13 protein-coding genes are annotated in these 12,825 nt (G+C 61.7%); 8 read left to right on the top strand and 5 right to left on the bottom strand.

Translation table 11 applies throughout. The features are described 5' to 3' along the window. Together JV551A3_RS13390 and JV551A3_RS13385 are read left to right on the top strand one after the other, a co-directional pair. Nucleotides 1–332, top strand: a 332-nt coding sequence (locus JV551A3_RS13390) for an NUDIX domain-containing protein (protein ID WP_133978779.1), incomplete at its 5' end; no start/stop codon positions are given. 159 nt (nt 333–491) lie between these two features. Beyond that, nucleotides 492–1,625: a zinc-dependent metalloprotease family protein gene (locus tag JV551A3_RS13385; protein ID WP_133971834.1), complete on the top strand. Its 1,134-nt coding sequence runs from the start codon at nt 492–494 to the stop codon at nt 1,623–1,625. A 114-nt stretch (nt 1,626–1,739) separates the two neighbouring features. On the opposite strand, the gene JV551A3_RS13380 is transcribed toward JV551A3_RS13385, so the two are convergent. Together JV551A3_RS13380 and JV551A3_RS13375 are read right to left on the bottom strand one after the other, a co-directional pair. Next, a complete protein-coding gene (locus JV551A3_RS13380; RefSeq protein ID WP_023660833.1) occupies nt 1,740–2,372 on the bottom strand; it encodes a LysE family translocator in 633 nt (210 codons plus the stop codon). Nucleotides 2,373–2,612: 240 nt separating this feature from the next. Then, nucleotides 2,613–3,227, bottom strand: coding sequence for a LysE family translocator (locus tag JV551A3_RS13375; RefSeq protein ID WP_133971832.1), 615 nt, complete (start codon nt 3,225–3,227; stop codon nt 2,613–2,615). A gap of 111 nt (nt 3,228–3,338) precedes the next feature. On the opposite strand from JV551A3_RS13375, the gene JV551A3_RS13370 reads away from it, so the two are divergent. Together JV551A3_RS13370 and JV551A3_RS13365 are read left to right on the top strand one after the other, a co-directional pair. After that, a complete protein-coding gene (locus tag JV551A3_RS13370; RefSeq protein WP_133978781.1) occupies nt 3,339–3,791 on the top strand; it encodes an Lrp/AsnC family transcriptional regulator in 453 nt (150 codons plus the stop codon). A gap of 414 nt (nt 3,792–4,205) precedes the next feature. After that, nucleotides 4,206–5,618, top strand: coding sequence for a purine-cytosine permease family protein (locus tag JV551A3_RS13365; RefSeq protein WP_133971830.1), 1,413 nt, complete (start codon nt 4,206–4,208; stop codon nt 5,616–5,618). Nucleotides 5,619–5,717: 99 nt separating this feature from the next. Here JV551A3_RS13365 and JV551A3_RS13360 read toward each other — a convergent pair whose 3' ends face one another. Then, nucleotides 5,718–6,422 carry an NrtR DNA-binding winged helix domain-containing protein gene (locus JV551A3_RS13360; RefSeq protein ID WP_133971828.1) on the bottom strand — a complete coding sequence of 235 codons (705 nt, stop codon included), beginning with the start codon at nt 6,420–6,422 and terminating at the stop codon, nt 5,718–5,720. Between the two features lie 138 nt (nt 6,423–6,560). Here JV551A3_RS13360 and JV551A3_RS13355 point away from each other — a divergent pair, with 138 nt between their 5' ends. Both JV551A3_RS13355 and pncB read left to right on the top strand, forming a co-directional pair. Beyond that, nucleotides 6,561–7,211, top strand: a complete 651-nt coding sequence (locus JV551A3_RS13355) for an isochorismatase family protein (RefSeq protein WP_133971826.1) — start codon at nt 6,561–6,563, stop codon at nt 7,209–7,211. Further along, nucleotides 7,208–8,407, top strand: coding sequence for a nicotinate phosphoribosyltransferase (gene pncB, locus JV551A3_RS13350; RefSeq protein ID WP_133971824.1), 1,200 nt, complete (start codon nt 7,208–7,210; stop codon nt 8,405–8,407). Before JV551A3_RS13355 ends, pncB begins: the two co-directional genes overlap by 4 nt. Nucleotides 8,408–8,521: 114 nt before the next feature. On the opposite strand, the gene JV551A3_RS13340 is transcribed toward pncB, so the two are convergent. Continuing rightward, a complete protein-coding gene (locus JV551A3_RS13340; protein WP_133971820.1) occupies nt 8,522–9,409 on the bottom strand; it encodes a LysR family transcriptional regulator in 888 nt (295 codons plus the stop codon). Nucleotides 9,410–9,520: 111 nt separating this feature from the next. On the opposite strand from JV551A3_RS13340, the gene JV551A3_RS13335 reads away from it, so the two are divergent. After that, on the top strand, nt 9,521–10,582 hold the full coding sequence (locus tag JV551A3_RS13335) for a YeiH family protein (RefSeq protein ID WP_133971818.1): 1,062 nt from the start codon (nt 9,521–9,523) through the stop codon (nt 10,580–10,582). A gap of 210 nt (nt 10,583–10,792) precedes the next feature. After that, nucleotides 10,793–12,166 carry a nucleotide 5'-monophosphate nucleosidase PpnN gene (gene ppnN, locus JV551A3_RS13325; protein WP_085623623.1) on the top strand — a complete coding sequence of 458 codons (1,374 nt, stop codon included), beginning with the start codon at nt 10,793–10,795 and terminating at the stop codon, nt 12,164–12,166. Between the two features lie 418 nt (nt 12,167–12,584). Here ppnN and JV551A3_RS13315 read toward each other — a convergent pair. Then, a partial coding sequence (locus JV551A3_RS13315) for a nucleotidyl cyclase domain-containing protein (protein WP_133978776.1) occupies nt 12,585–12,825 on the bottom strand: 241 nt, incomplete at its 5' end.

Genomic DNA, 12,825 nt, shown 5'->3' with positions numbered 1-12,825 from the left:
CCGGCGAGACCACCGAGCAGGCCGCACTGCGCGAGGTCTGGGAAGAAAGCGGTGTACGCGCCGAAATCGTCTCGCCGTACTCGATCTTCAGCGTCCCGAAGATCAGCGAGGTCTACATCATCTTCCGCGCCATCGCCACCGAAGAAACCGGGCAGTACGGGCCGGAAACGCTGGCGTACAAGTTTTTCGAGCCAGATGAAGTCCCTTGGGATGAAATCTACTATCCGGCGATCCGGCAGATCCTGGAGCGCTACATTCTGGAGCGCCAGGCCGGGGTGTATGGCATTTATATGGGTAATGACGACACTGGCAAGGTGCATTTCATGCGCTGAATACGCTATTCGCACCTCCGCATAATTCTAACTTCAATCGTGACAGAACGGCTCTTGGTTAACCTGGCAGTTCTGTCAGTATGACGTACCTCCCCCAACTCATACACTCCTCTGAAATGATCAATACGTTTCTATTGAGCTAGTTAGAGGAGTACACATATGCGCATATCACTAGCAGTAATCGGCTTGCTGACCGCCGTTGGCTCTTATGCAACAGAGCATCAGGCAGACCAAGTATTTCTTCACACGGACGCCGTGGCTAAAACAGCGCCCGCCGCATGGATCACTCAACAATGGCCAGTTGAGATTGCTGCCAGGCAATTGACTACCAACACAGATAAATTGAACTTGACGCTGAGCGGCGGGGTGCGTTTGGTAGCGCAAAAATTGAGTGCGCGTCTGCTTGAAGATGGCACCCTGACATGGCATGGCTTGTTGGGCGAGGCAGGTAAAGAGCCTGCTGCTGCAGGTACGCTGGATAACGCGCTGCATCGCATCATTCTTGTCAGCACCAACGGACGCATAACTGGCACGTTGCGCTGGCAACACCGTACCTACCGGCTTCATTACCTCAGTAAGAGTGATAGTTACATGCTCGACGAAGTAAATGACGCCGGCCTGCCGAGCGAAGACGAGCATGGGCAGGAAAATGCAGTCATCCGGGTCTTGGTGGTCGCAACCAAAACTGCCAGCGAATCAGGTGAAGATTTGCAGGGATTGGTACGCCTAGGCATCGCGGAGTCAAATTCAACCTTTGAGAATAGCGAGATCAAACTCTCCCTTGAGTTGGCAGGCGTGATGGAGGTCGACTATACGAGTATCGGCGGCTGGCAAATAGACCTGATAAGGCTGCAAGACAAGTCCGATGGCTACATGGACGAAGTCCCTCCCGAGCGAGATCGACTAAAAGCAGATGTGGTAGTGCTCCTGGATGATGCCCATCCCGACTTCTGCGGCAGAGCTCGCGCCACCCCGGCCGACGAAGACACTGCCCTCGTGGCGGTGAATCTCAGATGCATAGGGGTGTCGCGCTATATAATGGCGCACGAAATTGCCCACCTTGCAGGATCAGCACATGAATACCGGCCAAAATCCGGTTACGAATACGGGCATGGGTACCACATAAAATCAGGAGGTACGGTGATGACTAGTATCGAAGATGCACCTGTACGATTGCCCTTCTGGTCCGACCCAAAACGTTTCATGGAGTGGGAACGAATGGGCGACCCCGCGACTGCCGACAACCGCCGTTTGCTTGAAGAAAGAAAATGGGTGATGGCAGGTTTTCGATAAGCAACAGCGGCGCAAGGTCATCCCACAGCTCAGGAAAACCCAGGCACTCAGCTGTCCATCCGAGGATGGAAAACCCGCCAACGGCAATTCGTTCCGCCAGATTTCACCTTTTGATCAGCGCCGCCCTTCCGCCAGCATGCGCACGGCCAGCCCCGCCAGCACCGTGCCCATCAGCCAGCGCTGAACCTGCTGCCACAGCGGCCTGCCGGCCAGGAACACGGCGATCGACCCGGCCATGATCGCGATCAGTGCATTGACCGAAACACTGATGGCGATCTGCGTCGACCCCAGCACAAGTGACTGCAGCAGTACGCTGCCATGCCCCGGCTCGATGAACTGTGGCATCAACGACAGGTACATGACGGCGATCTTGGGGTTGAGCAGGCTGGTGGCAAAGCCCATGGTGAACAGCCGCCGCGGGCTGTCGGCAGGCAGGTCACGAACCTGGAACGGCGAACGGCCACCAGGGCGCAGCGCCTGCCAGGCCAGGTACAACAGGTACAACGCGCCACCGATGCGCAGCGCGTCGTAGGCAAAGGGCACAGCCATCACCAGGGCAGTGATGCCCAGCGCGGCGCAGAACATGTAGATGACGAAGCCCAGGGCCACACCACCCAACGAAATCAGTCCGGCCTTGCGGCCCTGGCAGATTGATCGGGAGATCAGGTAGATCATGTTCGGCCCTGGGGTCAGGACCATGCCGAGACAGATCAGGGCGAAGGTGAGCAGCTGTGTGGTTTCGGGCATGGGGCACGTCCTGGATGTGCGTTTAAGTGCTGCGAGTTTATCCGAGGCTTTGCTTGTCGTCTTTACCCTTGGCACTCGCCTGCCAGGTTAACGCGGCAACCTGTAGGAGCGGCCTTGTGTCGCGATAGGGCTGCAAAGCAGCCCCAGGATTTCAGCGCAGGTGTGCAAATCGCCGGGGCTGCTTTGCAGCCCTATCGCGACACAAGGCCGCTCCTACAAGGGCCAGCGCAGGCCAGTGAGTCAGCTGATCTGGCCGGCTATCAAACCCAGGGCCACCGTTATCATCGCCACTCCCGACACCCGGCCAACCAGCCTCGCCGCCCCCGGCCGGGTACTCAGCACGGCTTTTGCGCCATAGCCGACCAGCGAGTAGATCACCAGCGAGCTGCACAGGTGCACCAGGCCCAGCAGCAAGATCTGCAGCGGCACCGGCCAGTTCGACTGCGGGTCGGTGAACTGCGGCAACAGGGCCAGGAACAGCAGGAACACCTTCGGGTTCAAGCCACTGACGCAAAACCCCTTCAATGCCCAGCGTGAACCCGACTCCCCCGCCCCGTCCTGCCCGGCCGCCGGCAATGCCGGGCTCAGCAGCAGGTTGCCGCCCAGCCACAGCAGGTAGCTGCACCCCGCCAGGGTCAGCAAGGTCAGCGCCAACGGGTGACCGGCCAGCAGGCTGCCGACCCCGGCCGCCACCACCAGGGTCGCGAGGAAATGCCCCGACAGCATCCCCGCCACCGCAGGCATAACCCAGCGCCCGCGCATGCCGGCCGAAATGGCATAGGCCCAGTCCGCGCCCGGGGTAATCACGAACAGCATCGACACGGCCCAGAACGCCGTCAGAACACTGAGAGCCACTTGAATCCTCCTTTTCCACTACTTTGGGATGACCAAAGATTACGGATTCCGCTGAGGGAATTTCTTTCGTATATTCCCCAACAACCTTCAATTACTGGAAGATTCTTCTCGATGGATAGGACCGATCGAAAAATACTTGCCGAGCTGCAAAAAGACGGTCGATTATCGGTGACCGAGCTGGCCGACCGTGTAGGGCTCAGCCTGTCGCCCTGCCATCGGCGCTTGAGGGTGCTGGAGGAATCAGGCTCGATTCTTGGCTATCACGCCCGCCTGGCGCCGAGCGCCCTGGGGCTGAACTTTGCCGCGCTGGTGTTCGTGACCCTGCGCGAAGTCACCCGTCAGCCGGTTGCGGACTTTGAAGCGGCGCTGGCTGAAATCCCGCAGATCGTCGAAGCGCAGCGGCTGTTTGGCGACCCGGATTACCTGCTGCATGTAGTGGCCAAGGATCTGCCCGCGTTCCAGAAGCTGTATGACGAGCAGCTGACCAGCATTCCCAATGTGAAGCGGTTGAGTTCGACGCTGGTGATGAAAGAGGTGATTCAGGATCGGTTGTTGCCGATGTAGCGTTGCTGCCTGTACCGGCCCTTTCGCGGGTGAACCCGCTCCCACCTCGACCGCATTGATTTCAAGCCATGCGCAGTACCTGTGGGAGCGGGTTCACCCGCGAAAGGGCCAGCACAGGCAGCATTTCTATCCGCCCTGCAAACGCGCACGGCGCACCACCAAAGCACACTGCTTCTCGCCTCCATCAGGCCCAAATCCCTCTAGCCCAAGCCCTCCCGCCCGGTGGCACCCTCCTTGCTACCGTCCCCCGCTTAACCTTTTGTCAGCCTTAGTTTTTTTAACGTTTATGGGTACATATTTACTAATTTCTCGTTGTCCCCGCGCCCCGCATCATCGCTCCAACAAGAACGCGTCGCCCTTCGCCGGCACGCCCCCGGGCAGCTCCCGATGCCCTACCTTGCCTTGGAGTCAGTCATGACCAGTGCAGCCAATTCGGCACCCCTCATAGAAAAACACACGATCGGCTACGTGCCCCCGCAAGACCGCCATGGAAAGGTAAGGGATCTGTTCACACTGTGGTTCGGCGGCAACATCGCGCCGCTACCCATCGTCACCGGCGCCCTGGGCGTGCAACTGTTCCACCTGAACCTGGTATGGGGCATCGTCGCCATCCTGGTCGGCCACCTGGTCGGTGGCGTACTGATGGCGCTGCACTCGGCACAAGGCCCGCAGATGGGCATCCCGCAGATGATCCAGAGCCGCGCCCAGTTCGGCTCGCTCGGTGCGTTGCTGGTGGTGGTGATCGCCGGGGTCATGTACATCGGCTTCTTCGCCTCCAACATCGTCCTTGCGGGCAAGTCGCTGCACGGCGTGGTCGATGCCGTGCCGGTGTCGGTGGGCATTGTCATCGGTGCGCTGGGCTCGGGCATCATCGGCATCATCGGCTACCGCTTCATCCACGTGCTCAACCGCATTGGTACCTGGGTGCTGGGTATCGGCATCGTGATCGGCTTCGGCTACATCTTCAGCCACGTACAGAGTGACGACTTCCTCACGCGCGGTGGCTTCAACCTGGCGGGCTGGCTGGCCACCGTGTCGCTGGCAGCGCTGTGGCAGATCGCCTTTGCGCCCTACGTGTCGGACTACTCGCGCTACCTGCCAGCAGATGTGAAGGTCAGCTCGACGTTCTGGACTACCTACCTGGGCTCGGCCCTGGGTTCCAGCCTGTCGTTCATCTTCGGCGCCGTGGCGGTGCTGGCGATCCCGGCCGGCATGGACACCATGGACGCGGTCAAGCTGGCCACCGGCACCCTCGGCCCGATCATGCTGGTGCTGTTCCTGCTCAGCGTGATCAGCCACAACGCCCTCAATCTGTATGGCGCAGTGCTGTCGATCATCACCCTGGTGCAAACCTTCGCCCACCGCTGGATCCCCACCGCCAGGAGCCGCGCCGTGCTGTCGCTGGTCGTACTGACGGCCTGTTGCGTGGTGGCGGTGTTCGCCTCGGCGGACTTCATCGGTCACTTCGTCGACATGGTGCTGGTACTGCTGGTGGTGCTGGTGCCGTGGACAGCGATCAACCTGATCGACTTCTATGCCATTCACAAGGGTGACTACGACATCCAGTCGATCTTCCAGGTCGATGGCGGCATCTACGGGCGCTACAACCCGCAGGCGCTGATCGCTTATGCCGTCGGCATCGTGGTGCAGATCCCGTTCATGAACACGCCCCTGTATGTCGGGCCGATTTCCGAGCATATCAACGGAGCGGACCTGTCGTGGCTGGTGGGGCTGGCGGTCACCTCGCCGCTGTACTGGTGGCTGGCCAGCCGTGACAGCGCCTACCGTCGCCGGCAGATGAGTGCCAAGGTGGCCATGGGGCACTGATTCAACCTCGCCGGTAAACCCACAGGGAAAGCACAGATCCTGAGACTTGCGATATCCCTGTGGGAGCTGGCTTGCCGGCGATGGGGCCGGTACAGGCGGCTAAACTCCCTCAGGCAGCAGACTGCGCTCGAACATGAACGCCCGCCCCCCCTGCGGTGTGTGCTGATACAACTGCTGCGGCCGACCCAGCCTGGGCTGGTTTTTCTCCCCGGTGTCCCTCACCCACCCCCGTTCGCGCAAGCGCTCCAGGCGTTTGCGCAGCGAGGTGTTGTTCACCGCCTGCCCCAGGCAAGCCTGCACCGCACCTAGCGCATCCAGCACAGTGAACTTCTCCGCCAGCAAGTACAGCGGCAGGCTGCTGTACACCGTCTTCGCCGCCAGCCGCTCACGGGCAAGCTCCACCAACAGATTGTGATCAAATGGCAGCAGCACCTTGCGCGCCAATACGCTGTCCAAGTCGAAAAACGCCAGTTGCTCGCCCTCGACGACTTGCCCCGGTTCGAGCAACGCCAGGTAATAGGTACTGAGCGACCAGCCGCGCGGGTCGCGGAAAGCATTGCCCTCGGTCCCCACCTGTTCCATGTAGCACGGTACGACCTGGGTTTTCTCGCGCAGCGCACGTTCGGCGGCCGCTTCCAGGCTGGTGTCGGGGGTGCGGCCATTGACGATCACCCCAGGCAAGGCCCATTGGCCGGCATGCGGTTCACGCTCACGACGGTGCAACAGCACTTGCAGATGCTGAGCTTCGGGGGCCATGCGCAGGGCGACGATATCGACGCTGGCCAGGACTTCGACTGTACTCACCGGGCGACTCCTTGTTCAAGCCCATCATAATCCACCAGGGCATCTAAGTAAGGCAAGCAGAAACCCTATAAAAAATGGCGCTTGACACACTTATTACACCAGGTGAACTATATAACCATTCCAGCAAGGAGAACCGCCATGAAGATCGCCAGTTTCGATGTCGACGCCCAGAACGGCTTCACCAGCAACGTGCCGCAAGAACTGCCGGTTCCTGAAGGCGATGAAATCGCGGCAGATCTCAATATCATGGCCTTGCGCGCCGACCTGCGCCTGGGCAGCAAGGACGCCCACCCAGCCAACGCCGCCTGGGTGGTCGCCGACCCCGCACACATGTTGCAACCCCTGTCACTGGCCAACGCCGACCTGACCTGGGTCAGCCACTGCGTCCCCGGCACTCCCGGTTTCGAGCTGCTGCCCGGCTTGCCTGCCCCCATCGACTACGACTATTTCGTGTGGAAAGGCATCGAGCCCGACCTGCACCCCTACGGCGCCTGCTACCACGACCTGGCCGAGCGTCGCTCCACCGGGGTAATCGAATACCTCAAGGTACAGCAAGTGGGTGCAGTGATTGTCGGTGGCCTGGCCCTGGACTATTGCGTCAGGACCACCGCCCGCCAATTGCGCCAGGCCGGTTTCCAGGTGCTTTTGTACCTGCCGGCCTGCCGCGCGCTCACCCAGGCGGGCGCCATCGAGGCGTGTGGCGCCCTGGCCGCCGAGGGCGTGATCCTCTGCGGCGACGAAGCCGCGCTCGACTACCAGCTCTCTCTGATCAAGGAAGACCGCCCATGAGCGACAGCGTTTTCGGCCCGCGCATCATCCAGAACCTGCTGGACACCGACTTCTACAAGATCACCATGATGCAGGCGGTGCTGCACAACTACCCCAACGCCGAGGTGGAATGGGAATTCCGCTGCCGTAACGGCGAGAACCTCGCACCTTACCTGGCGGAAATCCGTTACCAGGTCGAGCAACTGGCGGATGTGAGCGTCACTCATGACCAGCTCGCCTACCTGGAAAAGATCCCGTTCATCAAACCGGACTTCATCCGTTTTCTCAGCCTGTTCCGCTTCAACCTGCGCTATGTGCAGGTGGGCCTGGATGATGCCGGGCAACTGGCGATTCGCGTGCGCGGGCCGTGGTTGCATGTGATTCTGTACGAGATCCCGCTGCTGGCGATCATCAGCGAGGTGCGCAACCGCTACCGGTATCGCGAGGTGGTGATAGAGCAAGTCCGCGAGCGCCTGTATCAGAACCTCGACTGGCTAACGGCCGAGGCCAGCGCCGAAGAACTGGCCGGTTTCCAACTGGCCGACTTCGGCACCCGGCGGCGCTTTTCCTACCGGGTGCAGGAAGAGGTGGTACACATTCTCAAACGTGACTTCCCGGGCCGCTTTGTCGGTACCAGCAACGTGCACCTGGCCCGTGAATACCAGCTCAAGCCGATCGGCACCATGGCCCACGAATGGTTCATGGCCCACCAGCAGCTCGGCCCACGACTGGTCGACAGCCAAGCCGCTGCGCTGGAATGCTGGGTGCGGGAATACCGGGGGCTGCTGGGCATCGCCCTGACCGACTGCATCACCATGGACGCATTCCTGGGCGACTTCGACCTGTACTTCGCCAAGCTGTTCGATGGCCTGCGGCACGATTCGGGCGACCCGCTGGCCTGGGCGGAAAAGGCCATTGCCCACTATGAGCGGCTGGGGATCGACCCGAAGAGCAAGACCCTGATCTTTTCCGACGGGCTGGACCTTGCCAAGGCGCTGCGGCTGTACCGGGCGCTGCATGAGCGGATCAATGTGAGCTTTGGCATTGGTACCAGGCTGACCTGCGATATCCCGGGGGTGGAACCGATGAACATCGTGATCAAGATGACGGCGTGCAATGGGGCACCGGTGGCCAAGATTTCCGACAGCCCGGGCAAGACACAGTGCCGAGATGAAAACTTCGTGGCCTATCTGAAGCATGTCTTCCAGGTGGATTGAGGGTGACTGTGCGGGCCCCTTCGCGGGCTCGCCCGCTCCCACAGGTTTCTCACGGCTCTTGCACGCGGTGCAGTACCTGTGGGAGCGGGTTCACCCGCGAAAAGGCCGGTCCAGTCAACTCACCTCTTGCATACCAACACACAATTCAAGGAACCGCGCCGCCGCCCGCGACGGCGTCGCTGCATGTGGCATCAGTATGGAAAACCGCCTGACCAAGGGCTCTGGCACAACCTGCAACCGCTGCAACGCCCCGTCCTCATGCCGGATCGACATCGCCGACACAAAACCGATCCCCATCCCGGCCCGCACCGCTTCCTTCACCCCTTCCACCCCGGCAATCTCCAGCGCCACGCGCATCGCCACGCCGCTGCGGGCAAACGCCCGCTCGACAATCTGCCGCACGCCCGAACCACTCTCACGCAGTACCAAGGGGAAAGCCCCCAGCGACGCCAGCGTTTGCCGGTCACTGCCAGCCAGCGGATGACCACGTGGCACGATGGCCACGATCTCGTCTTCCCGCCACGCCGTCACCTCCGTGCCCAATGGCAGCTCCTGCCCAGGAGGCCCTTCGATCAGGGCGATATCTACGCTGTCCAGCGCAGCGACAATTTCCGCCGTATTGCCGTTGGAGGTGCTCACCTGCACCTCGGGGTAGCGGGCATGGAAATCGGCGATCAGGTAGGGCAGCAAGTAGCTGGCCGGCGTGGTACTGGCGCCGATGCGCAAGGTACCGCGCTCCAGCCCGCGCATGGCCTCGCGCAATGCCTGGGCCTGACGGAAGGTTTCGCGCAGGCGCTCGGCATGGGCCAACAATTGCTCGCCGGCTGCTGTCAGCCGCACACCACGGCCTGCGCGCTGATACAGGGGCTCGCCAAAGGCCTCCTGCAGCAGCTTGAGCTGGCCAGACACCGCCGGCTGCGACAGGTGCAGGGCCTGGGCCGCATGGCTGATGTTGCCGTGTTCGGCGACGGTGGCGAACGTTATCAGTTGTTCTGGGGTCATGAAGGAAAAATATCAGCTAAACGGATATTTGCCATCCTGAATTACGATTTTTTATAAGCTTATAACCAGATTAACGTAAGCCATGTCGAAACACCTTTCCGGAGGGCTCACATGGCCACGGTTCCATCCACACCCGCCTTGGCGCCTACCCTCTCTACCCGGGGGCGGCTCAATGGCATCCTGTTCGTCGCGCTGTTCGCGCTTGCGGTCACCCAGCTGGCCGCCCTGCCCGCCATCGCCAACCTAGGTATCAGCCCGCTGATCGTCGGTATCGTCGCCGGTGCGCTTTACGGCAATGCATTGCGTGACGGTGTACCGGCCAGCTGGGCGGCGGGTATCAACTTTTCCGCCCGCGGCCTGCTGCGCATTGCCGTGGCCTTCTTCGGTCTGCGGGTAAGCCTGCAGGAAATTGCCGAAGTCGGCTGGTCCGGGCTCATCGTGTCGTTGCTGGTGGTGTCCAGCACCCTGCTGATCGGCCTGTGGTGCGGCATGAAGCTGTTCAAACTGGACCGCGATACCGCCTTGCTGACTGCGGCCGGCAGCGCCATCTGCGGCGCCGCCGCGGTTCTGGCCTTCGAGTCGGCCCTGCGTAGTGCACCGCACAAAAGCGCCATGGCAGTTGGTAGCGTGGTGCTGTTCGGCACCCTGTCGATGTTCCTCTTCCCATTGGCGATCAATGCCGGCTGGCTGCAACTGGACACCATGGGCGCCGGGCTGTTCCTGGGTGGCACCATTCACGAAGTGGCCCAGGTAGTCGGTGCGGCCAGCAACGTCAGCCCCGAGGCCACGCATATCGCCACCATCGTCAAGATGACCCGGGTGATGCTGCTGGTACCGGTGCTGCTGGTGGTCGGACTTTGGATCAGCCGCGCGCGCCAGCCGGGCCAGGCACAGGGCAACGGGCGCATCGCCATGCCCTGGTTCGCCTTCGGCTTCCTTGCGCTGGTGCTGGTGAATTCGCTGCAGGTGCTGCCGGGCAGCGTAACGCAGGCGGTCAACAGCCTGGATACCTTTGCCCTGACCATGGCCATGACCGCGCTGGGCATGGAAACGCGCTTCAGCCAGATTCGCCAGGCCGGGCCGCGGGCGCTGGCCACCGGGGCGATTCTCAACCTCTGGCTGGTGTTTGGCGGGGTGGCGATTACCCTGGGTGTGCAGAGGCTGTTGGGATGACTTGAGACCGGGCTGGCTTCTTCGCGGGCTTGCCCGCTCCCACAAGGGCCGCGCAGCTCGCAAGGGTTGCGCCGTACCTGTGGGAGCGGGCAAGCCCGCGAAGAAGCCAGCTCGGTCTCAAGCTTTTTCCACGCCCCCCTCGTTGCCGTCCGCATTTCTCGGTATGGTGTTGTCAAAGAAGGATGTTTTACCCGCACAGGAAAGACTTAGATGCCTCAACGCAATGTCATCAATGCATCCGTCAGCCCCAAAGGCAGCCTGGAGACGCTGTCACAACGTGAAGTGCAGCAACTGAGTGAAGTCGGTACCGGTAGCCTTTACACCCTGTTCCGCCAGTGCGCCCTGGCCATCCTCAACACCGGCGCCCATGTCGACAATGCCAAGACCATCCTCGAGGCCTATCAGGACTTCGAGGTGCGTATTCATCAACAGGACCGCGGCGTGCGCCTGGAGCTTCTGAATGCCCCGGCCGACGCCTTCGTCGATGGCGAAATGATCGCCAGCACCCGTGAAATGCTGTTCAGCGCCCTGCGCGACATCGTCTACACCGAAAGCGAACTGGCCAGCCAGCGCATCGACCTGGAAAGCTCCCAGGGCATCACCGACTATGTCTTCCATCTGCTGCGTAACGCCCGCACCCTGCGCCCGGGCGTGGAGCCGAAGATGGTGGTGTGCTGGGGTGGCCATTCGATCAGCAGCGAGGAATACCAGTACACTAAGAAGGTCGGCCACGAGCTGGGCCTGCGCAAGCTGGACGTGTGCACCGGCTGCGGCCCGGGTGTGATGAAGGGCCCGATGAAAGGCGCCACCATTGCCCACGCCAAGCAGCGCATGCACGGCAGCCGCTACCTGGGCCTGACCGAGCCCGGCATCATCGCCGCCGAAGCGCCCAACCCGATCGTCAACGAACTGGTGATTCTGCCGGACATCGAGAAGCGCCTGGAAGCCTTCGTCCGTGTCGGCCATGGCATCATCATCTTCCCGGGCGGTGCCGGCACGGCCGAGGAGTTCCTCTACCTGCTGGGCATCCTCATGCACCCGGACAACCAGGAGCTGCCGTTCCCGGTGGTGCTCACCGGCCCGCGCAGTGCCGAGCCGTACCTGCAGCAGTTGCACGCCTTCGTCGGCGCCACCCTGGGTGAGGCGGCGCATCGCTTGTACGAGATCATCATCGATGACCCGGCGGAAGTTGCCCGGCACATGGTCGAAGGGCTCAAGGCGGTGAAGCAGTTCCGTCGCGAGCGCAACGATGCCTTCCATTTCAACTGGCTGCTGAAGATCGAGGAGAGCTTCCAGCGCCCGTTCGACCCGACCCACCAGGCCATGGCCGACCTCGACCTGCGCCGCGAATTGCCGGCCCACGAACTGGCCGCCAACCTGCGCCGGGCGTTTTCCGGCATTGTCGCCGGCAATGTGAAGGACAAGGGCATCCGCCTGATCGAGGAACACGGGCCGTATCAGATCCGTGGCGACAGTGCCGTGCTCGATCCACTGGGCCGGCTGTTGCAGGCGTTCGTCGACCAGCACCGGATGAAGCTGCCTGGCGGCGCGGCGTATGTACCGTGCTACCAGGTGGTGACCTGATCCGCCATTCTTGCTGAGGCCCCATGGATGGGGCCTGCAGCTATTTGGCTTTTTGGATGTGGGCCTTCACATCTAGTAGACATTCATTTGCGATAGTGGCGCCAAGTCACCTTTCCGCCCTTACGGCGGGTCCCTTTTTGTCGTGGCAAAAAGGAACCAAAAACCGTCGGCTCCCATCATCCGGCCCCTACGCTTCGCTCCGGGGTTCCCTCGCTACGGGCCTGCTCCCGGGAGTACGCGCTGCAGGCCCCATCCATGGGGCCTCAGCGCTTGACGGGCATCCATGCCCGTCACCTCCCTACGCAGTCCCTTCGCTCGGCCTCCTGACGTCGCAATCGGCGGCGCCTGAACTTTCGCGCGCTTAGAAGCAAAAGCAAAGGCAACGGCAGGAGCAAAGGCAGACGCATAGGCAAAACTGCTACTGACTGAGGTCGGCCATCGGCCGTTCGACAAAGCGGATGCTGTCGCGCCCATTTCGTTTGGACTGGTACAACGCTACATCCCCCTGCTCGATCAACGCCGCCAGGCTCGTCGGCGGCTGGTCGAACAGGTTGGCGCCGATGCTCAAGGTGACCGGCTGCGGCGTAGGCACCGTCCTGCTGGCATACTGCTGGAACTGCTCACGCAGCAATCCACCCAGCTCCATGACCCGCTCGCTG

The sequence above is a fragment of the Pseudomonas inefficax genome (assembly GCF_900277125.1).
Taxonomy (GTDB): Bacteria; Pseudomonadota; Gammaproteobacteria; order Pseudomonadales; family Pseudomonadaceae; genus Aquipseudomonas; species Aquipseudomonas inefficax.
This window is presented reverse-complemented; position numbering and strand designations above follow the sequence as displayed.

Excerpts from the sequence above, each read along its gene's own strand:
- JV551A3_RS13335 (WP_133971818.1), top strand. The coding sequence starts at position 9,521 with ATGGCCACGGTTCCATCCACACCCGCCTTGGCGCCTACCCTCTCTACC.
- JV551A3_RS13340 (WP_133971820.1), bottom strand. The coding sequence starts at position 9,409 with ATGACCCCAGAACAACTGATAACGTTCGCCACCGTCGCCGAACACGGC.
- JV551A3_RS13355 (WP_133971826.1), top strand. The coding sequence starts at position 6,561 with ATGAAGATCGCCAGTTTCGATGTCGACGCCCAGAACGGCTTCACCAGC.
- JV551A3_RS13370 (WP_133978781.1), top strand. The coding sequence starts at position 3,339 with ATGGATAGGACCGATCGAAAAATACTTGCCGAGCTGCAAAAAGACGGT.
- JV551A3_RS13385 (WP_133971834.1), top strand. The coding sequence starts at position 492 with ATGCGCATATCACTAGCAGTAATCGGCTTGCTGACCGCCGTTGGCTCT.
- pncB (WP_133971824.1), top strand. The coding sequence starts at position 7,208 with ATGAGCGACAGCGTTTTCGGCCCGCGCATCATCCAGAACCTGCTGGAC.
- JV551A3_RS13380 (WP_023660833.1), bottom strand. The coding sequence starts at position 2,372 with ATGCCCGAAACCACACAGCTGCTCACCTTCGCCCTGATCTGTCTCGGC.
- JV551A3_RS13365 (WP_133971830.1), top strand. The coding sequence starts at position 4,206 with ATGACCAGTGCAGCCAATTCGGCACCCCTCATAGAAAAACACACGATC.
- ppnN (WP_085623623.1), top strand. The coding sequence starts at position 10,793 with ATGCCTCAACGCAATGTCATCAATGCATCCGTCAGCCCCAAAGGCAGC.